This is a genomic window from Pseudomonas sp. R3-41 (assembly GCF_054161485.1).
In genome coordinates this window covers 1,230,512-1,255,323 of the sequence record NZ_CP096421.1, presented here as the reverse complement: position 1 = coordinate 1,255,323, position 24,812 = coordinate 1,230,512, and the positions used below count along the sequence as shown (strand labels likewise).

General features: G+C 61.3%; 18 protein-coding genes and 2 pseudogenes. 9 read left to right on the top strand and 11 right to left on the bottom strand.

Features of this window, described 5'->3' with window-relative positions:
• The first annotated feature begins 4 nt into the window (after nt 1–4).
• On the top strand, nt 5–2,344 hold the full coding sequence (gene fecA / locus M1D99_RS05680; protein WP_434574392.1) for a TonB-dependent Fe(3+) dicitrate receptor FecA: 2,340 nt from the start codon (nt 5–7) through the stop codon (nt 2,342–2,344).
• A gap of 85 nt (nt 2,345–2,429) precedes the next feature.
• Here the strand turns inward: fecA and M1D99_RS05675 are convergent, their stop codons facing one another.
• Nucleotides 2,430–2,840: an HPF/RaiA family ribosome-associated protein gene (locus M1D99_RS05675; RefSeq protein WP_053125063.1), complete on the bottom strand. Its 411-nt coding sequence runs from the start codon at nt 2,838–2,840 to the stop codon at nt 2,430–2,432.
• 496 nt (nt 2,841–3,336) lie between these two features.
• On the opposite strand from M1D99_RS05675, the gene M1D99_RS05670 reads away from it, so the two are divergent.
• Nucleotides 3,337–3,654 (top strand): DUF3509 domain-containing protein, encoded by a 318-nt coding sequence (locus M1D99_RS05670; protein ID WP_186705076.1) that lies wholly within the window; start codon nt 3,337–3,339, stop codon nt 3,652–3,654.
• Here the strand turns inward: M1D99_RS05670 and M1D99_RS05665 are convergent.
• Nucleotides 3,651–4,151, bottom strand: a complete 501-nt coding sequence (locus tag M1D99_RS05665) for a phosphate-starvation-inducible protein PsiE (RefSeq protein WP_053125067.1) — start codon at nt 4,149–4,151, stop codon at nt 3,651–3,653. The two genes, M1D99_RS05670 and M1D99_RS05665, sit on opposite strands and share 4 nt — an antisense overlap.
• A 336-nt stretch (nt 4,152–4,487) precedes the next feature.
• Between M1D99_RS05665 and M1D99_RS05660 the strand changes: the two genes are divergently transcribed.
• The gene (locus tag M1D99_RS05660) at nt 4,488–4,739 is read left to right on the top strand and encodes a YebG family protein (protein WP_458131493.1); all 252 of its coding nucleotides are present in this window, start codon (nt 4,488–4,490) and stop codon (nt 4,737–4,739) included.
• A gap of 74 nt (nt 4,740–4,813) precedes the next feature.
• On the opposite strand, the gene M1D99_RS05655 is transcribed toward M1D99_RS05660, so the two are convergent.
• Nucleotides 4,814–6,205 (bottom strand): aminotransferase-like domain-containing protein, encoded by a 1,392-nt coding sequence (locus M1D99_RS05655; RefSeq protein WP_434574391.1) that lies wholly within the window; start codon nt 6,203–6,205, stop codon nt 4,814–4,816.
• 341 nt (nt 6,206–6,546) lie between these two features.
• Here M1D99_RS05655 and M1D99_RS05650 point away from each other — a divergent pair, with 341 nt between their 5' ends.
• The 4 genes and pseudogenes from M1D99_RS05650 (at nt 6,547) to glyA (ending at nt 10,583) form a co-directional block, all read left to right on the top strand.
• On the top strand, nt 6,547–7,752 hold the full coding sequence (locus M1D99_RS05650) for a benzoate/H(+) symporter BenE family transporter (protein ID WP_186729553.1): 1,206 nt from the start codon (nt 6,547–6,549) through the stop codon (nt 7,750–7,752).
• Nucleotides 7,749–8,888 (top strand): annotated as a pseudogene (locus M1D99_RS05645) (NAD(P)/FAD-dependent oxidoreductase); the annotation flags it as partial. The gene M1D99_RS05650 and the pseudogene M1D99_RS05645, both read left to right, overlap by 4 nt.
• Nucleotides 8,884–9,333: pseudogene (locus M1D99_RS05640) on the top strand (threonine synthase); the annotation flags it as partial. The pseudogenes M1D99_RS05645 and M1D99_RS05640, both read left to right, overlap by 5 nt.
• An 11-nt stretch (nt 9,334–9,344) precedes the next feature.
• Complete coding sequence (gene glyA, locus M1D99_RS05635) at nt 9,345–10,583, top strand: serine hydroxymethyltransferase (RefSeq protein WP_458131492.1); 1,239 nt, start codon at nt 9,345–9,347, stop codon at nt 10,581–10,583.
• Nucleotides 10,584–10,889: 306 nt separating this feature from the next.
• Here the strand turns inward: glyA and M1D99_RS05630 are convergent, their stop codons facing one another.
• Nucleotides 10,890–11,909 carry a Glu/Leu/Phe/Val dehydrogenase family protein gene (locus tag M1D99_RS05630; RefSeq protein ID WP_186705070.1) on the bottom strand — a complete coding sequence of 340 codons (1,020 nt, stop codon included), beginning with the start codon at nt 11,907–11,909 and terminating at the stop codon, nt 10,890–10,892.
• Between the two features lie 187 nt (nt 11,910–12,096).
• On the opposite strand from M1D99_RS05630, the gene M1D99_RS05625 reads away from it, so the two are divergent.
• Nucleotides 12,097–12,900: a SirB1 family protein gene (locus M1D99_RS05625; protein ID WP_186705069.1), complete on the top strand. Its 804-nt coding sequence runs from the start codon at nt 12,097–12,099 to the stop codon at nt 12,898–12,900.
• A 134-nt stretch (nt 12,901–13,034) separates the two neighbouring features.
• On the opposite strand, the gene maiA is transcribed toward M1D99_RS05625, so the two are convergent.
• The 3 genes from maiA to hmgA are packed head-to-tail and all read right to left on the bottom strand — an operon-like array spanning nt 13,035 to nt 16,287.
• Complete coding sequence (gene maiA, locus M1D99_RS05620; RefSeq protein ID WP_186705068.1) at nt 13,035–13,673, bottom strand: maleylacetoacetate isomerase; 639 nt, start codon at nt 13,671–13,673, stop codon at nt 13,035–13,037.
• Between the two features lie 8 nt (nt 13,674–13,681).
• On the bottom strand, nt 13,682–14,980 hold the full coding sequence (gene fahA, locus M1D99_RS05615; RefSeq protein ID WP_434574389.1) for a fumarylacetoacetase: 1,299 nt from the start codon (nt 14,978–14,980) through the stop codon (nt 13,682–13,684).
• Nucleotides 14,981–14,982: 2 nt separating this feature from the next.
• Nucleotides 14,983–16,287 (bottom strand): homogentisate 1,2-dioxygenase, encoded by a 1,305-nt coding sequence (gene hmgA / locus M1D99_RS05610; RefSeq protein ID WP_458131491.1) that lies wholly within the window; start codon nt 16,285–16,287, stop codon nt 14,983–14,985.
• A gap of 357 nt (nt 16,288–16,644) precedes the next feature.
• On the opposite strand from hmgA, the gene M1D99_RS05605 reads away from it, so the two are divergent.
• On the top strand, nt 16,645–17,466 hold the full coding sequence (locus M1D99_RS05605) for an IclR family transcriptional regulator (protein WP_434574387.1): 822 nt from the start codon (nt 16,645–16,647) through the stop codon (nt 17,464–17,466).
• Here the strand turns inward: M1D99_RS05605 and M1D99_RS05600 are convergent.
• From M1D99_RS05600 to M1D99_RS05585, 4 genes are all read right to left on the bottom strand, one after another.
• On the bottom strand, nt 17,431–18,132 hold the full coding sequence (locus M1D99_RS05600) for a hypothetical protein (RefSeq protein WP_458131490.1): 702 nt from the start codon (nt 18,130–18,132) through the stop codon (nt 17,431–17,433). The genes M1D99_RS05605 and M1D99_RS05600 overlap by 36 nt on opposite strands.
• 204 nt (nt 18,133–18,336) lie before the next feature.
• Entirely contained in the window at nt 18,337–20,886 is a 2,550-nt protein-coding gene (locus tag M1D99_RS05595; RefSeq protein ID WP_434574385.1) for a helix-turn-helix transcriptional regulator, read from the bottom strand.
• A gap of 306 nt (nt 20,887–21,192) precedes the next feature.
• Entirely contained in the window at nt 21,193–22,560 is a 1,368-nt protein-coding gene (locus M1D99_RS05590; protein ID WP_186705062.1) for a DUF1329 domain-containing protein, read from the bottom strand.
• Nucleotides 22,561–22,582: 22 nt separating this feature from the next.
• Complete coding sequence (locus tag M1D99_RS05585) at nt 22,583–24,376, bottom strand: DUF1302 domain-containing protein (protein WP_186729772.1); 1,794 nt, start codon at nt 24,374–24,376, stop codon at nt 22,583–22,585.
• Nucleotides 24,377–24,812 lie beyond the last annotated feature (436 nt).

The window sequence follows — 24,812 nt, the reverse complement described above, 5'->3', positions numbered from 1 at the left end:
ATCCATGCCGCAGCAACCCACCCGCCTCACCCCGCTCGCCCGCACCCTGCGCCACCTGCTCCTGGGGGCCAGCTTGAGTTTCGTTACTCTGCCTTGCGTGCAGGCTGCCGAGGCCAAGGCCTATCACATCGCGCCGTCATCATTGGAAAATGCCCTCAATCAGTTCGGGCGCGAGGCCGGGGTGTTGATTTCCTTTGGCTCGCAGACAACCGCAGGCCTGCAGAGTCGTGGCCTGGAAGGCAGCTACAGCCCGGAACAAGGGCTGAACGCGCTGCTCGAAGGCACCGGCCTGCAAGCCCGGCCCGAGGGAAACAACGCCTTCAGCCTGCAACCGGCCACCAGCACTGCGCTGGACATCGGCACCACCACCGTGGTCGGTGACTGGCTCGGCGATGCCGCGCAAGCCAACGTTTTCGAACACCCTGGTGCCCGGGATGTCATCCGTCGTGAGGAATTCGAACGCCAGGGCGCGACCCAGGCCAGGGACGTCCTCAATCGCATCCCCGGCGTCAACGCACCGGAAAACAACGGCACCGGCAGCCATGACATGGCGCTGAACTTTGGTATTCGCGGGCTCAATCCGCGCCTGGCCTCACGTTCTACGGTGTTGATGGACGGTATCCCGGTGCCGTTCGCACCTTACGGCCAACCGCAGCTCTCGTTCGCGCCGGTCAGCATGGGCAACATGGACGCGGTGGACGTCGTGCGTGGCGGCGGCGCAGTGCGCTACGGCCCGCAGAACGTCGGCGGCGTGGTCAACTTCGTGACGCGAGCGATTCCCGATGCCCCCACGGTGAAGGGCGGCTTCCAGACCGAGACGAGCCCGTCCTCCAGTCACGACGGCTTCAAGACCTCCTCCAATCTGCTGGCTGGCGGCACCGCCGACAACGGCCTGGGCGGCGCCCTGCTGTATTCCGGCACCCGTGGCGGCGACTGGCGCGAGCACAGCGACACACAAATCGACGATCTGATCCTCAAGGGCAACTACCAGCTGGACGACGCCAACAGCTTCAATGCCATGGCCCAGTATTACGAAGGCGAAGCCGACATGCCCGGCGGCCTGAATGTGGCCGACTACGACGCCGACCCGTACCAGTCCACCCGGCCGAACGACCGTTTCTGGGGTCGTCGCACCCTGGTCAACGTCGGCTACCGCTACCAACAGGACCGCCGGGAATTCACCGCCAGCACGTTCTTCACCAAGACCTTGCGCAGCGGCTACCTGGACCAGGGCAGCTTCCTGTCCCTGTCGCCTCGCGAATATTGGGTGCGCGGCCTGGAAACCCGTTTCGCCCAAGGTTTCGACCTCGGCCCGACCAGCCATGAGGTCGGCGTCGGCTACCGCTACATCAACGAGGCCGGCCATGAACTGCGTTATCGCACGCCCATCGCCAGCAACGAATTGCCAACCACCGCCAGCCGCAACGACCGGGATACGCGTGGCGGCACCGAGGCCAACGCGTTTTTCATCGATGACCGGATCGACATCGGCAAATGGACCATCACGCCTGGCGTTCGCTACGAAATGATCGAATCTCAGCAGACCAACAACCTGACGAATGTGAAATACAAGGGTGACTACAACACGGCCTTGCCGGCACTGAACGTGCTCTATCATCTGACCGATGAGTGGAATCTGTATGCCAATACCGAAGGTTCGTTCGGCAGCGTGCAGTACAGCCAGATGCCCAACCGTGTCAGCAGCGGCGAAGTAAAACCGGAAAAAGCCCGCACCTGGGAACTGGGCACCCGCTATGACAATGGCAACCTGCGGGCAGAGATCGGCGCGTTCCTGATCAACTTCGACAACCAGTATGAAAGCAACCAGACCAACGACTCGGTGATCGCCCGAGGCGAGACCCGCCACCAGGGCATCGAAACCAGCATCAACTACGCCCTCGACGACCTGAGCCCGGCGCTGGCCGGTTTTGATGTATATGCCACGTATGCCTTTGTCGATGCCACCATTCGTGAGGACGGACCAAACAAAGGCAACCGCGTGCCCTTCTCTTCGAAGCACAAAGGTACGCTAGGCGTGGGTTATACGGACGGGCCTTGGAAGTTGAACCTGGACAGCACCTACCAGAGCGCGCAGTTTGCCGATAACGCCAATACCCGTAATGAAAGCGCCGACGGCAGTACCGGCAATATCCCCGGCTACATGCTGTTCAGCAGCCGCGCCGCCTATGATTTCGGCCCGCAACTGTCGGACCTGAACGTGGCGGTAGGCGTGAAGAACATCTTCAATACCCAGTACTTCACCCGTTCGTTCGATGACAACAACCGGGGCAAGTACGTGGGAGAGCCGCGCACGCTGTATGTGCAGACGTCCGTGGCGTTCTGACTCGGGGTCGCGGTGGATAGCTGAAGCGAAACGGGCCTGCGATTGCAGGCCCTTTTGTTCGGTGAGTATTTTTAAGTGATCGTGCTTAGCCGTTGAGTGCGGCCCGCTCGTTCTCCAGGAATTCTTCTTCCAGCATGGCATCAGCCAGGGCAATCGAGTCGGTCGGGCCTTTGGTGGCGGCGCGCTTGCCGCGCAGTTTGCCGAACAAATGCTCCAGTGCACTTTCAAGTTTGGTGGCTGCACCTTCGATCGCCAGTTCCAGCGAATCGGCCTTGTGGGTCACGGAAATCGGCTGATGGCCCTTTGGCCGTGCTTCAAGCTGGCAACGCAGGTCATGAGGGCCGGGCTTGTCGCCGTTCTCATCGCGCAAATGAACCTCGACCCGTGTCAGATCTTCTTCGTAACGTTCGAGCGTGCTTTCGATGGTAGTACGTACCCACTCCTCCAGTCGGATGCTGCTTTGAATATGGTTATCGCTGTTGACTTGGATTTGCATAGTTCATCCCTTATTTCAGCTAGCTCGCCGGGGGCCGTCGACGTTAGCGCAGCGGCCCCTTGAATACAGAGTCGGGCTGGCGGAAGAACAATTCAAGCCCTAAAAAAAGATAAATATTCATATGCAAATAAAGCCGGACAACGGGCAAAAGCGCTGTTAATGTCGGGAGTTGCCCCGCCCTGCCTACCCGCTGCAAATCACCTCCGCGCCTGCACCGTCAACGAACATCCGCACGTTATTGCCCCGAAACGGGCAGCCGCATTCCAGAGCGTTTGGCGCTTGGGCACCGGGATCATTGTCCGACGTTTTTTCCGGCATGCCCCTTGCTAACTCCCCGTAGGAGCTGCCGCAGGCTGCGATCTTTGATTTTGAAGCCTGCCTGGCCCAGGAACCTTCAGATGAACACGATCATGGAATGGCCGATGGTCCGGTATTGCGAACTAATCCCGATCACGGCCGGTCAACAACTGCACGTTCAATCAGGCGGTGACGCATCATGGACAACCCTTTTCAGCTCATTACCGACGCTTTTGCGCCGCATTATCAAATCAACCTGAGTATCCAGGGACTGGATGGCAGCATCATGCTGACCCTGTCCAAGAGCGGGCGCATCGTCGCCAAACGCATGATCAGCGCCCAGCAGCGCAACGACCCGGAGCGGCTCAAACGCCTGGTGCAAAGCATTCAGTTCGGCATCGCCATCGAGCAGGGCCACAGCGCCGTGGCCATCCTCGAAGCCATGACCGGCGGTGACAACATCAAGCTGCCACCGCCGCATGCACAGGGGCCGGCGCCCTCGGCCGCCGGGATCTAGATTTCGCCTTTCTCCACTTCGGCATGCTCGCTGGAACCCGCGCCAACCTTGCGGTGCGGGTGCTCGATCTTCACCGAGGGGAACTGCGACGAAGCGTAGCGCACCACCAGGATCGAAAACGCCAGCAGCAAGATACCACCGCACAAGTAGATGATCCCCAGGTCGGGCGGGCTGTGGTGGGAAACGTTGGAAATCAGCAGCCGCGTCAGCGCGGTAATCGCCACGTAGATCAGGAATCGCACCGGCATGTGGTTGGTCTTGAAGTAGATCCCGACCATCGCCCCCAATTCCAGGTAGATGAACAGCAGCAGGATGTCATCGATCTTGATGTGCCCCGCCTCGAGCATCTGCAAGAACTCCATCACCGCCGCCCACGCGGTCACCGCACCGATGGCGAACAGCGCCAGGTAGTGGAAGGTCTCGACGAAGAGGTTTCCCAGGGACTCGGCCAGCTGATGGACGTTCTGGCGCAGGTTCTCGGCCCAGTTGATTTTCACGATGTAGTTTCCTTAGGTCGGTTCGACCGGATGATGCGGGTTGGACGTGACGGTTGTTCTGCATGCAGAAAAAAGGCCAGCGAGTGAGGGTGAGATGGCGACAGGCTGGTATGCGGCACTTTGCAAGCTTCATGCGGCCTGATCGCGAGCAAGCTTTGCTCCCACAAGGCTTGCTCCTACCCAAGCTTTGTCCACATCATCTTGGCGCTCACATGCTGAAATCGGTCTACATTAAAAAGCCACTATCCAAAGCAAGAGGATTCGCTTATTCTTTTGCCTGTATATAAATACAGTAGTCGCAAAGACAAACCAATGTGAAGGCATGTGAGGTGGTGAATGGCCGTCGAAGTGGTATACCGCAGCAGCCGAGATCTGGAGCGCTTGTTCATGGATAAAGCCGAAGCTGACCGTCATGACAAAATGCTGGAACTCGCCGAATTGCTGGCCGAAGTGTTGCAAAAAGCCGTTCCATCGCTAAGCGAGCAGCAGGTCGAGGAAGCCGGGATCTACATGGCGAAAAATCGCGATGTGTTCGCCAAGGCATTCAAGAGCCAGCCGGACGCCTTGTCCGAACTGCTCAACCCGTAGGAAGAATAACCAAAAGATCGCAGCCCTCGGCTGCGCCTACACCGCGTAGGCGCTGCCGAAGGCTGCGATCTTTTTTAATAATAACGACGCGGATCCGAATCGATCAGGCTGGCCAACTTGGTCAGGGCGAAGCGCAGTTCGTCCTGGCTGGTGGGCGACATCAGCACCAGCCGCACGCACCGGGTGGTGCCTGAACGCTCAGCCTGGAACTGGGTGCCACTGAGCACCAATACGCCGTTGGCCCGGGCGAGCATGGTGAACTCGTCGCTCATCCACGGCTCGGGCAGCGTCAACCAGACGTGATAGGAATACGGCTGGGTCTTGAGCTCGAAATTGGCGAAGATTTCCCGAGCGATCGCTTGTCGCCCCGCCGCCTCGTTGCGCTGGATGCGGATCAATTTCTTGTCCAGGCCTTCGGTAATCACATTGCTGGCCAGTTGCGCAGTCAACGGCGATGGCATCCACACACTGCTGCGCACCATCGACGTCAGGCGCGAGAGCAATTTCGGCGGGCTGTAGATGTAACCAATGCGCAGCGCCGGCATGACCGATTTCGACAGGCTGGTCAGGTAAACCGAGCGATCCGGCGCAAAGGCCGACAAGGGTTTGATCGACGGATCGGTGGCCAGGAAGCCGTAGATGTCATCGTCCAGGATGATGAAGTCGAATTCCTCGGCCAGCGCGGCAATCTGGGCCCGACGTTTCTGCGACATGATCGCCGCCGTCGGGTTCTGGCAGGTCGCCACGCAGACCAGCATCGCCGGCTTCTCCCGCAGGCACAGCTCGCGCAAGGCTTCGGGAATGATGCCTTCGTCATCCATCGGCACGCCACGCAGGCGACGCTCAAGACCGTGGGCCAGGGAAATGATGCCCGGGTAGCACAGCGTCTCGCAGAGCACCAGGTCGCCAGCGTTGGTCAGGGCGCTCATCGCGACCATCAAGCCATGCTGGGCCCCGGCGGTAATCACCACTTGCTGCCATTGCGCGTCGGGCAATGAATGACGCAACCATTGCGCCCCCGCCTCGCGATGGGCCGGGTGGCCGCCGTCCGGCGCGTAATCGAGCGCGCGGGCGAAATCGGTGCTTTTGGCCATGCCCACCAGCGCGCCGCGCAACCAGTACTCCAGCGTCTCGCTATAGGGCTTGATGATCGAAAGGTCGAGCAGTTCGGACTGCCCCAGGTTCAGCGGCGCGGACGCGCTGTTACTGGCCGGCAGCTCCAGCTGCTTCTGATTCAGCACATAAGTGCCACGTCCCACTTCCCCTTGCACCAGCCGACGCCGATGGGCTTCGCTGTACGCCCGGCTGATGGTACCTGGCGTGACATTCAAGGTGGTGGCCAGCTCCCGCAACGTCGGCAGGCGATCACCCTCGTTCAGTACGCCGTTGTTGATATCGCGCGCCAACGCATCGGCAATCGACAGATACATCGGCTGGCTGAACTCGCTTAGCTGGGGAACCCACATGAATGCTCACTGCCCATCGTAGAAATGATGAATATCCGAGCATATCACATGGAGGTTAGGCAACTAATAATTCGACGCATTCGATCCATTGAGTCGATTGATGCGATTATTGAATTGTTTATCAGCGTGGATTAAAGAAATTTTACGACAAATAATATCCATATGAATCAATAGATTATCTGCAATAAATTGCAAAATAGCGCCGTGATATCAGAAAAATATCTCGTAACAATCACGCCCCCTATTGAATCAACTCAATCCATTCAAATACACTGATTGCGAATCGAAGCAATAGACTCAATCCCCCACTGCGCGCTCCTGCCGCGCCAAGTCGAGACATCATGGACACATTCAGAAAGGATCTATCCCTGTCAGCGGTCATCGCGGGCTTCATCGCCGTGATCATTTCCTACGCCGGCCCGCTCATCATCGTGTTCCAGGCAGCCAAGGAAGCGCACCTGCCCAACGACGTGGTGTCTTCGTGGATCTGGGCCATTTCCATCGGCAGCGGGATTACCGGCCTCCTCTTGAGCTGGCGCCTGCGTGTCCCGGTCATCACCGCATGGTCCACACCGGGGGCGGCGCTGCTGGTGTCAATGCTGCCCACCGTGACCCTGCCCCAGGCCATCGGTGCCTATGTGGTGGCGTCGGTGATCATCGCCGTGGTCGGTTTGTCCGGGGCGTTCGACAAGTTGATGAGTCGCCTGCCCAAGGCCATTGCCGCCGCCATGCTCGCCGGCATTCTGTTCCGCTTCGGCGCCGAGTTGTTCACGTCGATCAAGCTGCAGCCGGCGATGGTGCTGGCAATGATCGCGGCGTACCTGGTCTTCAAGCGATTCTCGCCACGCTACGCCATCCTGTCGGTGCTGATCATCGGCTGCGCGGTGGCCGCCTCGTTCGGTGAACTCAACAGCACCTCGATCACCATCGCCGTGGCTCATCCGGTCTTCATCGCACCGGAATGGAGCTGGCACGCAATCATCAACATCGGCCTGCCATTGGCGCTGGTGACCTTGACCGGCCAGTACGTACCCGGCATGGCCGTATTGCGCACCTCGGGCTACAACACGCCGGCGCGCTCGATCATTTCGGTCACCGCGATTGGCTCGGCCCTGATGGCCCCGTTCGGGTCCCACGGTCTTAACCTGGCGGCCATTACCGCCGCGATCTGCACCGGCCGCGAAGCCCACGAGGACCGCGACAAACGCTACATCGCCGGGATTGCCTGCGGGGTGTTCTACATCCTGATGGGCACTTTCGGCGCGACCCTGGCCTCGGTGTTTTCCGCCCTGCCGAAAGAATTGATCGCCTCCCTCGCCGGCCTCGCCCTGTTTGGCGCGATCAGTGCCGGGCTGACCGGCGCCATGGCGGATGAGAAGCAACGGGAAGCCGCGCTGATCACCTTTCTGGTCACCGCTTCGGGCATGAGTTTCCTCGGCTTGGCCGCCGCGTTCTGGGGGCTGATCTTTGGTCTCGTGGCGCATTTCGTGCTGACCTACACCCGGGAAAGCAAAGCCGCCGTTATCGCCGAGGGCAGCCGACCATGACTGCTCGTTACGACTTCATCGTGGTCGGTGGCGGCATCGCCGGCGTCTCAGTCGCTTATGAACTGGCGGCCCATGGCAGCGTCTGCCTGCTCGAACAGGAACAACAACTGGCCTACCACACCACGGGGCGTTCGGCCGCGATCTCGATGGAAAGCTACGGCAACCAGCAGATCCGTTCGCTGACCTGCGCGTCCCGGCGCTTTTTCGAGAACCCGCCCGAGGGGCTGGCCGAGCATCCACTCTGGGCGCCACGGGGCGCGTTGATCGTGGCCCAGGCGGCGCGGGTGGAAAAACTCAAAGCGCGTTTCAGCGCCGTATCGGGCCAAGTGCCTACGGCCGAGTTGCTCGACGACAAGCAAGTACAGGAACTGGTCCCCTACCTCGCCGAAGGCACCTGGAGTGCCGGGATCTACGAGCCCAGCGCCTTCGACCTGGATGTGCACGGCATTCACGGTGCCTACCTCAGTGGATTGCGTGCCCGCGGTGGCGTGGTCAAGCGCGAGACCGAAGTGCTGCGTGGCGAATATCGCGACGGGCATTGGCGCTTGCACATCCGGGACGGCCAGCAGCTGCAAAGCGCCATCGTGGTCAACGCCGCCGGTGCCTGGGCCGATGAGTTCGCCGAGCGCTGCGGCGTGCCCAAGGTCGGTGTCCGACCATTGCGGCGCACCGTGCTAGCGGTCGATCCACAGTGCGACGTGCACCACACGCCGTACCTGGGCACGGTGGACGAGGACATTTTCATCAAGCCTGAAGCCGGGCGACTGATCGTCTCGCCCTGCGATGAAAGCCCATCGTTGCCCTGCGACGCGCTGCCGGAAGAGCTCGACCTGGCCATCACCATGGATCGCCTGCAAAACACCACGCGCCTGCGCCCCCGCTCGATCATCAACAAATGGGTGGGCCTGCGCACCTTCGTCGCCGACCGCTCGCCGGTGCTCGGCCAAGACCCACGGCAAGAAAGTTTTATCTGGCTCGCCGCCCTCGGTGGCTACGGCATCCAGGCCGCGCCCGCCATTGCCCGCCTATGCAGCCATGCGGCGCTGGGCATCGCCCTGCTGACCGATCTGGCGGCGCTGCAACTCAACTACCAGCACTTTTCCCCGGCCCGTTGTCGCGACGAGGAATTTTCCGCGCCTGATCGGCGTTCAGGCCGAGCACAGCAACTTCATGTATCGCGCCTGGCGCTACGACCGCTCGATGCGACAAACCGAACGCCTGCCGCCCACCAGCCTGGCCAGCAGCATCAACGTGGCGCTGCCGCGTGATCGCCTCAAGGCCATGCGCGCGGTAACGGCCAGTGGCGGCGAGTTCATCTGCGTCAGCGACCCAAGCATTGTCGCCGCCGCCTCTCGATTGGCCGCCAGCACCGGCGTGTTTCCGGAAGCCGGCGCCGCCAGTGCCTTCGCCGGTCTGCTCAAGTACGCAGAAACACACCCCGACACCCCGCAAACCGCCGTGATCCTGATCACAGGCAGCGGTTTGAAAGACACCTCCATTTTTCTGTCCGATTCGTCCAAAAGCCAGCCGCGGGTGTTGCCGCACCCCATGACTGCGCCGCTGGCCGAAGCGTTTAGCTAAGGAATCACACCATGAGTCTGCAAAATTTCGATCCCGCCATTGCCCGCCTGATCGACCGCGAGCGCAACCGCCAGGAAACCCACCTGGAACTGATCGCTTCGGAAAACTACGTCAGCGAAGAAGTGCTCCAGGCCCAGGGTTCCGTGCTCACCAACAAGTACGCCGAAGGCTATCCGGGCAAGCGTTACTACGGCGGCTGCAAGGTCGTCGATGAAATCGAGAACCTGGCCATCGAGCGTGCGCGCAAATTGTTCAACTGCGAATACGTCAACGTGCAGCCGCATTCCGGCTCCCAGGCCAACCAAGCGGTTTTCCTGGCGGTGCTGGAACCCGGCGACACGATCCTGGGCATGTCGCTGGCCCACGGCGGCCACCTGACCCACGGCGCCTCGGTGAATTTTTCCGGCAAAATCTACCGGGCCTTTTCCTATGGCCTGGACACGGAAACCGAAACCCTCGACTACGAAGAAATGGAAGCCCTGGCCCGGGAGCACCGGCCGAAGATGATCATTGCCGGAGCCTCGGCCTATTCGCGGACCATTGATTTCCAGCGCTTTCGCAAGGTCTGCGATGAAATCGGCGCCTACCTGATGGTGGACATGGCGCACTACGCCGGGTTGATCGCCGCCGGCGTGTACCCCTCGCCAGTGGGCATCGCCGACTTCATCACTTCCACTACCCACAAGACGTTGCGCGGCCCCCGCGGCGGCCTGATCCTGGCCAAGGCGCAATACGCCGCCCTGCTCGACAAGACGATTTTCCCGGTGTACCAGGGCGGCCCGCTGATGCACGTCATCGCCGCCAAGGCCGTGGCTTTCAACGAAGCCTTGGGCGACGGGTTCAAGCATTACCAGCAGCGGGTGGTCGACAACGCCCGGGTCATGGCCGACGTCCTGACCCGGCGTGGCTTGCGGGTGGTGTCCGGCGGTACCGACTGCCACATGTTCCTGCTCGACCTGCGCTCGATGAACATCACCGGCAAAGACGCCGAGGCGCTGCTGGAAAGCGCCCATATCACCCTGAACAAAAACGCGATCCCCAATGACCCGCAGAAACCGGCGATCACCAGTGGCATTCGCATCGGCACCCCTGCCTTGACCACACGCGGTTTTGGTGAAGCGGAATGTGCCGAAGTGGCGAACCTGATAGCCGACCTGCTGGAACAGCCGAACAACGCCGCACGCCTGGATAACACCCGGCGCCGAGTGATGCATTTGTGTGAATGCTTTCCGGTTTACCTGTTGAGGTAATTGCGGAAAAACTGTGGCAAGGAAATTTATCTGTGGGAGCAAAGCTTGCTCGCGATGAAGATGACTCGGTTAGCCTGAACAGTCGCGGCGCCTGCATCGCGAGCAAGCTTTGCTCCCACAGATAGGTTGCTTCACTGCTTCACTGCTTCACTGCTTCACTGCTTCACTGCTTCACTGCTTCACTGCTTCACTGCTTCACTGCTTCACTGCTTCACTGCTTCACTGCTTCACTGCTTCACTGCTTCACTGCTTCACTGCTTCACTGCTTCACTGCTTCACTGCTACCAATGATTTCCTTTTTGATTTTCAGCGGTACAACAGGCGCTCCGCCAGTTCATCGGCCACCCGGGCCGGTGAGCGCTTTTCCGCCTGGGCATGCGCAAAGACTTCCGTAAGCCTTGCACCGATTTTCGACAGGTGCGCGGTGATCGTCGGCAGCTCTTCACCACGATGCTTGAGGGCGACGTAGATCAGCCCGCCGGAGTTGATCACATAGTCCGGCGCATAGAGAATCCCGCGTCTTTCCAACTGATCGGCCACCTGCAGGTTGCTCAACTGATTGTGGGCTGAGCCGGCAACGGCCGAGCAGCGCAGTTGCGCCACGCTTTGGCTGTTGAGGACCCCGCCCAGGCCGCAAGGGGCGAGGATGTCGCAGGGTGTGCTGAGCAGCGCGTCGTTGGCGATCGGATGGGCGCCCAGTTGCTCCATGGCCAGTTGCACCTTGCCAGGGTCGATGTCGCTGACCAGCAATTCGGCCCCCGCCGCATGCAGCTGTTCGGCCAGGGCATAACCGACATTGCCCAGGCCCTGGATCGCCACCCGCAGGCTTTCGAGGTTATCGCTGCCCAGGCGAGCCATGGCGGTGGCACGGATGCCGGCAAAGACACCCATCGCCGCGTGGGGCGCAGGGTCTCCCGCGGCGGTGGTACTGGTGACATGGCGGGTCTGCTGGGCGATGCAATCCATGTCGGCCACCGACGTGCCGCTGTCGATGGCGGTGATATAGCGCCCGTCCAATTGCTCGATGCAACGACCAAAGGCTTCGAACAGCGCCGCCCGACTCTCCACATGGGCCGGACGCATGATCACCGCCACCCCGCCGCCCACGGGCAAACCAGCCAGAGCCGCCTTGTAGCTCATGCCTTGGGCCAGGCGCACGGCGTCTGCCACGGCACTTTCGTCGTCGGGGTAGGCAAGATAACGACAGCCTCCCAGGGCAGGCCCGGGGCGGCTGCAATGAATGGCAATCACCGCCTTCAACCCGGTCGTCGGGTCTACGCTCAGGTGCAGCGATTCAAGGCGGGAGCTTTGCATGAGAGCAAACATCGTAAGGCTCCCGAATCACTTTTGTTTGTTTCGCCAGTATAGGCGTGCAGTCGAAAATTGCTGGAGCACGCCGGAATAAGTCGCCTGGGTGGTCAGTCTTTTTCGGCATAACCTGTCACAGCATCTTTTGGAGACTGGACGAAAATCCATGGCAGGGCTAAAACGGGAGCATAGCCCGGAGAGTTCGATGAAACCGCGCCAAGCCTTTTTTGATTGCCTGCACCGCTCGCCGCCGGCGTTGTTCGAAGCAGCGTTGTGGATCGCTGCCGAACATGATCGCGACGTCAACGTTCCGGTCTTGCTGAAGGAATTCAAGGAACTGCAACAGCGGGTCAGCCATGACCTGCCGATGCTGCCTGTCAGCGAGCTGGGCCAGCCTCTGCTACGACGGCTCAACGACCTGGGTTTCGCCCAGGACGACTTCACACCGCTGCGGCCGCGAGCGGCGCTGTTGGATAAAGTCCTGGCGCGCAAACGCGGGCAGCCCCTGGCCCTCGGGCTGATTGCCCTGGAGTTGGCCCGCGGCCTGGAAATTCCGATGGTCGGTGTCAATTTCCCCGGGCATTTCCTGTTGAAGGTACCTGGGGCCGACCACCTGCTCGACCCATGCGGTGGCCGCCGGTTGTACCCCAACGACTGCCGGGAACTGTTGCAACGCCAATACGGCGCGAATATGTCGCTCAAGGCCGAGCACTTGGTCAACGCCGAGCCGATGCAGATGCTGCAGCGCCTGTCGCGCAACCTGCGCCAACTGCATCTGGCGAACGACGACTACATCGCGGCCCTGATCGACGCCGAACGGGTGCTGGAACTGGGCAACGCCAGCGCCGCCGACTACCTGGCCCGCGCCAGCCTGTACCAGCGGCTCGATTGCCCCAACGCCGAACGCTTCGACCTGGAGCATGCGCTGATGCTCAGTGACGATCCGATCCAGCGAATCCGGCTGACGGAGCGGCTGGGGCATCTGCCGCCGAATTCGGTGGTGCATTGAGTTGTCGTGAGACTGCACCTCTTTGTCGACCGTTGAATCGCCTTCGCGAGCAAGCCCGCTCCCACATTTGATCGGCGTACACCCGGATCAATGTGGGAGCGGGCTTGCTCGCGAAGACGGCAGACCAGCCAACATCAAGTAGGTGTATCCGGCTGATTCGCCGGGTGCGCCTGCTGGAACGCCGGATGCCCAGCCGCCAACGCCGCCACGCGCCGGATCCGCGGATACCCTTGCAAGGAAACATTGAACCGCTCGGCGGCGTACAGCTGCGGGATCAGGAACACATCCGCCAACCCCGGCAGCGCGCCGAAGCAATAGCCGTCGTCGCCAATCAACTGCTCCACCGCCGCCAATCCCCGGCTGATCCAATGCCCGATCCACTCCGTCACCTGCGTTTCATCGTGGCCCCGCTGCCGCAGCTGGTTGAGCACGCTGACGTTGTGCAAGGGATGAATGTCGCAACCGATCAGCGCGGCGACGCCACGCTCGTGGGCACGCACAATCAGGTCGGCGCTGAGCAGCGGCACCTGGGGATAACGCTCCTCCAGGTATTCGATGATGGCGGGTGATTGCACCAGCAACGCGCCCTCATCGGTACGCAGCGTCGGCACCCGCCCCTGGGGGTTGATCGCCAGATAAGCCGGCTGGCGATGCTCGCCCCCCGGCGCAGCGATCAGGTTGACGGGCAAGGCCTGGTAATCCAGGCCTTTGAGGGCCAACGCAATGCGCACCCTGTAGGACGAGGTGGAGCGGTAGTAGGTATAGAGTTCCATGGCTACCCTCAACGCGCCGGCAGGATCTTGCCCCGGCATTCGCCGAAGCCGATGGAGGCGAAATTTTCGCGGCGGCAACGGGCGCGCAAGATGATTTCGTCACCGTCCTCGAGGAATCGGCGCACTTCGCCAGACGCCAGTTCGATTGGTTTTTTCCCGCCTTCGGTGATTTCCAGCAGGCTGCCGAATTGATGGTTTTCAGGCCCAGACAAGGTGCCCGAGCCAAACAGGTCGCCGGCCTGCAACTGGCAGCCGTTGACGCTGTGATGCGCGATCATCTGCGCCACGGTCCAGTACATGTATCGGGTGTTGCTCAACGTCAGGCGCTGAGCCGGCAGGTTCTGCTCGACCATAGCCTCGGTCAGCAACAGAACTTCCAATTCGATGTCGAGGGCGCCGCCGGCCTGGTCACGGGTGTCCAGCAGATAAGGCAGCGGTTGCGGATCGCCTTCCGGGCGCGCCGGCTGTGGGCGGCGGAACGGCTCCAAGGCTTCAGCCGTCACCACCCACGGCGAAATGCTGGTCAGGAAACTCTTCGACAGGAACGGCCCCAGGGGCTGGTATTCCCACGCCTGGATGTCCCGGGCCGACCAGTCGTTGAGCAGGCAGAACCCGCCAATGTGCTCGGCGGCATCGCCAATGGGGATCGGTTCGCCCAGGGCATTGCCCTTGCCGATCCAGATGCCCAGCTCCAGCTCATAGTCCAAGCGCGCGCACGGGCCGAAGGTCGGTTCGGCCTGGCCGGCCGGCAAGGTCTGGCCCTTGGGGCGACGCACGTCGGTGCCGGACGGGCGAATGGTCGAGGCACGACCGTGGTAGCCGATAGGCACGTATTTGTAGTTGGGCAATAGCGGGTTATCGGGGCGGAACAGTTTGCCGACATTCTGGGCGTGTTCGATACCGACGTAGAAGTCGGTGTAGTCGTTGATCCTGGCGGGCAGGTGCATCTGGCAGTCGGCGGCGACGAGCAGCAGCTTCGCCGTTTCAACTTTGCCACGCAACGGACTGTCTTCGCGCAACAGTTCCAGCAGTCGTTCACGCAGGGCCACCCGGGCGCTGCGGCCCAGGTCGAAAAATTCATTCAATTGGCCGTCGGCCATGGCTTCGACGGCTTGCCGCGCCGCGCCGTCAAACAGGCCCGCGTGCAGCGCCGCCTGCAGATCGAAAATCCGCTCGCCAATCGCCACGCCGCTGCGCAAGGCACCGCCATCGACGCTGAAAATACCCAATGGCAGGTTCTGCAACGGGAAATCGGCGTGGCCGTTGGCGCTGGCGACCCAGCTACGGGCAGGGGAAAGTTGAGTCATGGTTATCTCCGGGTCGGGTCGAACGTGACAGGCAGCGAGGCCCAACAAAGATCGTAGTCGGTTTGCAGTTGCGGGCAGTCCAGGGCGAAACGACTTGGGCGCAGCACTTGGCTGGTCTCGAACATGAACGCCATGGTGTTGTCGATTTTCGCTGGCCGAAGATCAGCGTTGATCGCCTTGGTACAGGTTTCGCCGTCCGGGCCATGGGCGCTCATGCAACTGTGCAGGGACGCACCGCCCGGCAGGAAACCTTCGGCCTTGGCGTCGTAGGCGCCCTGGATCAGGCCCATGAATTCGTTCATCAGGTTGCGGTGGAACCACGGTGGACGGAAGGTGTTTTCCGCCACCATCCAGCGTGGCGGGAAGATCACGAAATCGAGGTTGGCCAGGCCGTGGACACTCGTGGGCGAGGTCAGCACGGTGAAAATCGACGGGTCAGGGTGATCGAAACTGACCGTGCCAATGGTGTTGAATCGGCGCAGGTCATATTTGTACGGCACGTTGTTGCCGTGCCAGGCCACCACATCGAGGGGCGAGTGATCCAGCTCGCACACCCACAACTCACCGAGGAATTTCTGCACCAAGGTTGTCGGTTGCGCGAGGTTCTCGTAATGGGCGACCGGCGTCAGGAAGTCCCGCGGGTTCGCCAGGCCATTGCTGCCGATGGGCCCGAGGTCCGGCAGACGCAACGGCGCACCATGATTTTCGGCGAGGTAGCCACGGGCCTGGGGGTCGAGCAGTTCAACGCGAAACTTCAGGCCCCGGGGCAGCACGGCGATTTCCAGCGGTGCCAGTTCCAGCACGCCCAGCTCCGTAGCGATCCGCAGCCGCCCCAGTTGCGGCACGATCAACCACTCACCGTCGGCATTGAAAAACACCCGCTCCATGGAGCGGTTGGCCCGGTAGTGATAAAGGCTGACGCCCGCCGGTTTATCCGCGCCGGCATTGGCCGCCATGCGCACCAGCCCGTCGATGAAGTCGGTGGGCTCAGCGGGAATATCCAGCGGGTTCCAGCGCAGGCGATTGGGGGTGACGTCGCCCAATGGGCCTCCCGCCACTTGCCGTTCGAGCTTGGTGAAGGCCGGGTGGTTGGCCGACGGTCGGATGCGATACATCCAGGTGCGCCGCGCTTCGCTGCGGGCCATGGTGAACGCCGTGCCAGAAAACAACTCGGCATAGAGACCGTACGGGGCTTTCTGCGGGGAGTTCTGGCCGACGGGCAAGGCGCCGGGCAAGGCTTCGCTGGCAAATTCGTTGCCCAAGCCTGATTGATAAACCAGGTCCGACGCGGTGGAATCGAGGTTCATGGAGCCTCCTGGGGATGCGGCCCGTCACTCAACGGAGGGGTTGAGGCGCACCGGGTTATTTTTATCGTAATTCAATTACGCATAACGTAATTTGCTCAGTAACCACCGTCAAGCTATAAAGACGCCCATTCGCCCCAATGCCGATCAGTTAAGCGAAATAAAACCCGACAGTAACCCTGTGGCGAGGGAGCTTGCTCCCGCTGGGTCGCGAAGCGGCCCTGTTTTTGGGGCTGCTACGCCCGAGGCGTCGGACCGGCCCAGCGGGAGCAAGCTCCCTCGCCACGGTTTATGTGTTTGCCCGTGCTATCCACTTAACTGACAGGCATTAGCCCATTCGCCTCTGGACCCTGCGCCTCCATGGAAATCCCGCTCAGCAACGGTAAACAGAAAGTTCGCTCGGCCGAAGTCGGCACCGACATTCTCAAGGCCCTGGCCGAACTCTCCCCCTCCACGTCGCTGTCGCGCCTGGCCGAACATGTGCAAATGCCGGCGAGCAAGGTCCATCGCTACTTGCAGGCGTTAATCGCCAGCGGGTTTGCCGAGCAGAACGCCGCCACCAACCACTACGGCCTGGGCCGTGAAGCCCTGCGTGTGGGCCTGGCAGCGCTGAATGGCATGGACGTGCTGCAAGTGGCCGCCCTGCCCCTGGCCGAGTTGCGCGACGACTTGAACGAAACCTGCTTCCTCGCCGTGTGGGGCAACCATGGCGCGACCGTGGTTCGCATCGAACCCGCCGTGCGAGCCGTGACCGTGGTGACGCAACTGGGCTCGGTCTTGCCGTTGCTCAGTTCGTCCACCGGGCTGGTGTTCAGTGCTTATTTGCCGGCGCGCGAGACCATCGGCCTGCGCGAGCAGGAAGTGCAAGGCACCGAGCACCACGCCCTGGCCGACGACCGCGTCTATGCCACCCTCTGCGAGCAGATCCGCAGCCGCGGCCTGCACCATGTGCATGGCTTGCTGATGCCGGGCGTGGACGCCTTGTCCGCCCCGGTCTTCAATGCCGTCGGCGAGGTGAAGGCGGTGATGACCATCGTTGGCCCGACCTCGTTGTTCCACGCCGACGAAAACGGCCCGGCGGCGCAACGATTGTTGGCGGCGACTCGGGCCGTGAGTTGGCGGATGGGGTATGAGGCGGCGCCAGGATCAGTCGAGGAAATCCGGGACAATCCTGATCACTAGATCATTGAGGTGCGTAGTGATCAATTGCGGATGGACATGGCTGTCTTCCCCGCTGAAGCGAACGGTATAGATACCCTGGTGGTTGCCCTCCGAGTGATAAGGAATCACATCATTCTGGAAATGGCCCAGCAGGTACTCGACCAACCCCTCGGAAGACGACACCAGGCGCTGGCCGGTGTCATCCTCAATGAAGCTGGTCACATATACGCCGCCGGGGTTGATATTAGGCGCGTGGACTTTCAATGCGCCATGCACGTCCTCGGCGATCAAGGGCCTGAGGGGACGCAGGGACAGCTCGATTGCCGGCTGTTGAGTCAAACTTGCAACAATGTCTATGACGATTTTTTCAAATGCTATCAAGTCCAATGTCTTGAGCTGGTCTTCAGCGGCAAAGGAATAACGTTTGCTGAATAGATTGCTGATGCCTTGCGTATAAGTGGGCAGGTGTTGCTTTTCAACGCAGGCCAGGGTTTCGTCGAACAATGTTCGGGAGCTTCCCAATTCAGGACTTGGGAAGTTCTTCAATGTATTCACGTAGGCAGTGAATGGGTTGATGCCCAGTGGCTCCAGGTAATGACCCAACAGCACCTGCACGGCAAAATCCACGCGGGTGTTCTTCAGGGCGATCAGTCTTTCGGAGTGGGAAGAGAACAACGGGGTATTCATATTAGACGTCCTTGTCATTTCATGGCCTCGAACTTCCTGTTCGAGCCGTTATTGATGGTGCGGTTGAATGCAACAGCACGGCATCTCGGTTCAACTGAAGTCGCAACTTATCGCTGAACTTCAGTCACGCCGTTATACACAGGCTAATAGCCGACTGTAAAAAAGTAAGTGTAAGCGTGCGTGAAGTTTCAAGCATTCATCGCCCTAACCCATCACCCCCATGACCTTGGCTTTCGCCACCGCTTGCGTACGCCGTTGTACGCCCAACTTGCTGTGGATTCGTCGCGCATGGGTTTTCACCGTATGCAGTGATATGAACAACTGTTCGGCTATCTGTTGGTTTGAATGACCTTGGGCAATCAGCTCCAGGACCTCCAGTTCGCGATGACTGAGCAAGGTGTCCTCGACGGTGGCAGGCGACTCGACCTGTTCTGCCGATTGGCCCCAGCGCAACAGCTCGGGCTGGCGCAAGCGCAGCTCGCATAAGGCTTGCTGGGCCCGCCAGCAAGTAACTCGCTTGAGACCTTCCTGCAAAAGTGAACGGGCCTGGGCACGATCGCCGGACAACCAGACGACCTCTGTCAGCACCAGGTGCAGTTCGGTTTCCAGGCTGTGCATTTCACCGTGCTGTGCCTGGGCGATCATGGCCTGCAGGCGCACCTGTGGTTCCTGCGCCCGTTGCAAGTAGACCTCGGCGAGCACCAGCAGGTATTCAAGTCGCGCGATCAACTCCAGGGTCGCGGGAGGCGCGTGCTTGGCCTGGGGTCCGCGAAAGTGCCGCAAGACTCGGGTCAAGGCTTCATAGGCCAGTTCCGCCCGTCCCTGCTGCAACCAGAACTGGCAGCTGGTTTGCAGCAACACGCCGCGGTAAACGGTGTCGGGGATGTGCCGCTGCTGCATGGTCCGCTCGGCATCACGCAAATGCATGAAGGCCTCGCCATAGTCGCCTTGGTTGGCCGCCAGGCAGGCCTTGCCGAGAAAGCCATAGAGCACCTGTTTGTCCTGGCTGAGCAGGCCCGTTTCCAGGCCGGTTTGAAAGTGCTCGGCGGCCAGTTCCTCAAAGCCCATGCGCAGCGCCAGGCGCCCGCGCCGCAAGGCAATACGCCCCAACAACGGAGAAAAATCCTGGCCCGGTTTATCCAGCAGCGCCTGGACGGCGGCCAGTAAATGATCGGCCCGATGCGGTGCGCCGCGTTGCTCCAGAACCTGGGCGTGATCCAGCTCCAGCAAGCCCTCGAAGACCAGCGAACCCTGTGCACGCGCCAGGCACAACGCCTGGCGGTTGATCCATTGCGCCGAGGCCAGATCGCCAGCCAGCAGCGCCTGCTGCGTCAGCCCACCCAGGCACAGCACCCGTTGGGACCAGGCCTCCGTGTCCAGGCTGGCCTGGGCCTGGAGAAAATGCTCGCGCGCCGGTTCGCCATCGCCCGAGAGATGCAACAACCAGCCCTGCAAGACCTGCCACCTGGCCAGCACCTGTCGCTGCCGACAGGCCGAAGGCTGCGGCATAAATCTGGCCAGTTGTTCGATGCACATTGACGCCTGGTCGAAGCGCCCGGCGAACAACAGCGCAGCGGTGACCAGCCCCACCGATTGCGGCGTACCGAGGGTCAGCGCGTCGCCTTGTTGATCGTGCAAGCTCAGCAACAGCACCACGTTGCGGCGCTGCAAGACGTGCTCGAAGCTCAAATGCTGCAAGAAACTGACGGCGGTCTCGAACTCCTCGGCCAACATCGCTTGCTCGAATGCCATTTGCCAGTCCTGCTCGGCCGCAAACCATTGGCAGGCCCGTCGATGCCAGGAGCGGCCCTGGGACCAGGGCTCTTCACGCACCAACCGGGCCAGGGCCGGGAAAATCTGCAACCAATCCGAGGTCTGCTCCCACGGTTCGATGAAACAACCCAGCTCCAGCAACAACGGCAGGCATTGCGCGCCCACCGTGTCGCCGAACAGGTGCTCGCACAGCCGTGCATTGAAGCGCGGCAGATGCGCCAGCACCCGCCAGGCCTCTGCCAGTTCCGGGGTCAGCGTGCTGAACAGCTCGTACTCCAAGTAGTCGACCAAGGTTCGTGGCCGTCCCGGCGCCACATGACTGCGTGCCCATTCGCAGCGCTCAAGCAAGCTGATGCGCACCCCGGCACACCAGCCGCCACTGCGCTGGATCACCTCGCGGGCCGTGCGGGCAGCCTGGGGACCGGGCAGATGACGAAGCAGGGGCTCGACATCGTCAGGGGTGAAAAACAGCGCCTGCGGGTCAAGCTCATGCAGCTCGTCGTCGAGCAGCAGCCGCGGCCAGTTGCAATGGGGACGACGGCGACCGTTGAGCCAAAGGTGCAACGCCGGACTGCTGGTATTCAACAGACGATCGAGCAACTGGTCCAGTTCGGGATTCGGTACCCGGCAATAGTCGTCCAGGAACAACCAGGTGGGCGTTTGCAAACGGGCCAGATGAGCCAACAGCCCCGCTTCGTCCAGCATCGGCAACCCGAGGGTCTGTGCCAGGCACTCGCACATTTGCACCGTGCTCAACGCCGCGCCCCCCAGGGGCAACCAATGCAGCCGGCAGTCACTGGGAGCCTGCAAAAAACACTCGGCAAACAACGCACTCTTGCCACTGCCCGCCGGCGCGCAGAGCAGCTTTACCCGCGCTTCGGAAATCAGCAACGGCTCGCTCAGGGACCGCCGCGGCACATGCGTCGAGGACAGGCGAGGCAGCAATCCTGGACGGTCCGGACACGGGGTCATGGCGGTCATGTGGGCGATCCTGTTTATTGTTATCTCACCACCCTAGACCTGTGTCGCCGACCTTTGGAGAAGTATTCAGCGCGCTGATTGGCGCCCATAAAAAAACGACCGGCAGGGGCGCTGCCGGTCGTCATGTCTGGTTCAAATCAGACTCGGTCCCGTGGCGAGGGAGCTTGCTCCCGCTAGGCTGCGCAGCAGCCTCAAAAAGGACCACTCGATGCACCTGATACATCGAGCTGCCTGGTTTCAGGGCCGCTGCGCGCCCCAGCGGGAGCAAGCTCCCTCGCCACGAGCCCTCATCACTCAGGAAAGGACTTACCGAACCCCGGTCGAACGCAACGCCGCCGGCGTGTAGTCGGCCGCCCTGGCCTCGAAGCCGTACTCGTAACTGTGCTTCTCTTCGTTCTTCATCCCCAGCGCGATGTAGCGGCCGGCGATGATGTCGTAGAGCGCTTCAAGGGTGTAGCCCGGGTTCTGATGGTCGTAATAGAACTGGGCATGACCTTCGGCCACCCGCCACAGTTGGCCGCGACCGTCATAGTGATCCACCAGCGCCGCCTGCCAGCTGTCCTCGTCGATGTACATGTGGCGCTTGGCATAAATGTGCCGCTCGCTGGGCTTGACCGTCCCCACCACTTCCCAGACCCGGTGCAGCTCGTAGCGGGTCAGGTCTTGGTTGATGTGACCGGCCTTGACCACATCGTCGTACTTGAGGCTCGGCGAATCGAGTTTGTAGCTGTTGTATGGAATGTACATTTCCTTCTTGCCGATCAGCTTCCAGTCGTAGCGGTCCGGCGCCCCGGAAAACAGGTCGAAGTTGTCGGAGGTACGCAACCCGTCGGCGGCGGTACCCGGGCCGTCGTAGGCCACTTGCGGGGCGCGACGCACACGGCGCTGGCCGGCGTTGTAGATCCATGCCAGGCGCGGCTCCTTCACTTGGTCGAGGGTCTCATGCACCAGCAACACGTTACCGGCCAGGCGCGCCGGAGCGGTGACCGATTGCTTGAAATAGGTCAGCACGTTGCTGGCCTTTTCCGGGTCGGCGTCCTTGATCAGGAACGGCACGGCGATTTCTTCTTCGAAGCGGATCGGCGTGAAGCTGCCATTGGTCTGCGGCGTGACCTGGGTGATGACCCGGCGCAGGTTGCCACCGTGATAACGGGTAACGTGGTTCCACAGCACTTCCACGCCGTTCTTGGGAATCGGGAAGGCGTAGTAGCGGTTGCCGGTAAAATTCGACAAGCCGTTACCGTCGTTGATGGACGTTACATTGAGGGCGCTGCGCTTGGCCGACTCGTAGATTTCCGGCGGCAGGCCGACACTGCGATGGGTCGGGTAGACCGGGATCTTGTAAGTCTCCGGGTAGCGCTTGAACATCGCGACCTGCCCTTCGGAGAGTTTGTCCTTGTACTTGTCCACAGTCGCGGCGGTGATGGTGAACAGTGGTTTTTCATTGGCGAACGGGTCGGCCAGAAAGCCCTTGCTGTCCACCGCCCCGGCGTTTTTCGGGATGCCGCCAGTCCAGGCCGGAATCGAGCCATCGGCATTGCCGGCTTTTTCCGCGCCCAACGGCGTAAGGCTGGTGCCCAGTTTGTTCGCTTCCTCCGGCGACACCGCCGCCATCACGTTCACGGCCAGCAGGCTCAAGGCCAGGGCACCGCATTGCAGGATCATCTTGCGCATTGGGTTTTCCTTGTCAGCCAGATCAGAAGTTCACGCCGAAGCTCAGCGCGAGGAAATCGCGGTCTTCGAGAACGTTGTAATCGCCGCCAAAAAAGTCGGTGTAGCTCAAGCTGGCGGTGTAGGTGTTGCGGTAATCGGCATCGACACCAACACTGACGGCCTTGGCGCCTTCGTTGAACAAACCATTGGGGCCATAGCCCGCCACGTCGTGGGACCAGGACAGGTTGGGCTTGAAGTTCACCCCGCCGATCACGTTGGAGTAATCGAGAATCGCCCGGGCGCGATAACCCCAGGACGTCGAAGTGACGAAACCGTCGGTGTCGCCCTGGAAGCCGTATTGGCCATAGACCGAATCCCGGCCATAACGCAGCGTGTCCTTGGACTCCAGGCCACCGACATGCACCACCGCCGCTTCGCCGACCAAGGTCAGGCGATCAGCGCCCAATACCTGGTCGAAGAAATGCGTCAGGGTGCTCTGGACCTGGGTGATTTCCTTGCGGCGGTAACCGGTGTTGTCGGCGCCAGGCGAGGTGGCGATGGGCGATGCGGCGCCACCGGCAATCGGGTTGACCAGGGCCAGGGTCAGGTCGTTGGTATTGACCTGCACCGGCGCGTTGGGACGGTAGCTGACTTCCCCAGTCCAGGCGGTGCCGGTGGGCAGCGTCGTGGAGAAACTGGCGCCGTACAGGCGGATGTCTTCTGGGTATTCAAGGTAATACCCACCGCGACCCAACATCACGCTTTGCGCCAGGCCCGCGCCGCTGCCGGGGGCCAGCCCGTTGGCAATCGCGACCATGCCCGGCAACGCCGCCAGCGTCGAGAGCCCCGCCGTGGTGGTTCCGACAGTAGGCGTACGGCTGTGGTAATTCATGAAGTACAGGCCGTACTCGGTGTCATCGCCAAGCCAGCGCAACGCCGTGCCCCACTGGCCGGAGTCCCGGGCGTCACGATCGCCGCCACGGGGAATGATCACCCCTTCGCTGGACACCTGGATCTCCTCGCCGAATGCCTGGGTCAAGGGCACGAACGGCGCAATCGCCGGGCTGCCTACGGTGTAGCCACTGGTGCAACCGTCAGCCACCACGTCGTTGCCGAAGAACGTACCGCAGTTATCCACCACGGTCTGGTCCCACTCCAACTGGTAGAACCCTTCGATGGTGAGTTTGTCGGTCAGCCCCTGGGAGGCGAACAGCATGTTCACCGGAATCAGGCCTTCCTTGATCTCCGCACCGGGGCGACGGAACGCGGACACGTCCACCGGGTTGATGCTGTTGATGGAGTTGCCGATGAAAGTACTTTCCCCCCAACTGACCACCTGCTTGCCGGCGCGAACAGTGCCTGGCAAATCGGCGATGGAATAGTTGTGGTAGACGAAGGCATCAAGAATCTGCGCCCCCGAGGACTTGGCGCCCTCCTTGCGATTGCTGTCGCTGATGTCCTTGAACTCGCGGCCTTCATCCTTGAGCTCGAAGTCGTACCAGTACTTGCCGCGCACGAACACACCGGTATCGCCGTACTTGAGCTCGAGGTCGTGCAGGCCCTTGAAGATTTTTGAAAAGGTCTCGCCTTTCTTGAAATTCAGCCGTCCATCATCACCGGTGGAGGATTGGCCCGTACCACCATTGACCGTACCGACCAGGTCCTTGTCGGCATCGCGCATGCCCCAGCTCGCGCCCACGGACAGCGACGAATCGAACTGACCCTCGATCTCGCCAATGTTGAATGAAACGGCCTGCGCCTGGGCACAGCAACCCAAGGCCACCGCGACGGCCAGCGCCTGCGGCTTGAAGATGGCGCGCATTGTTATTGTTGTCATGCGTCTTCCCCGATGAGTGACAGAGCCTTCACCCTACTGCCGGATGCTATGGGCGATAAGCGCACCAAGGAGGTATTCACGCTGTACCTCCAAAGGATGACAGCCCTTGCACATCGGGCCTTTGAGGCGTGCATGGATGGATTGGATGATGGGTTATCAGCGCCGCGCATACCCCTGCCTCGCCGACGACTGTTACGCGCCCTGCAACGGTGCATGTCCGGATCCGGGCTGTTTCCCACCGGGCTCGATCCCTATGCTGGCCGGGCTTGCAGGGCAACGGGCCTGCAAACGCAAGTCGCCACGGCACCCCTCACGCCTGGCGCACCGTCATTCGGATGGATTGGCGCATCGGTCCATCATCCCGTGCTTATCGACGTTGGTTTGTAGCTCCTTTGCAACGTCACGCTTAGGCCGCTGTTTTTACAGCGGCCTTTTT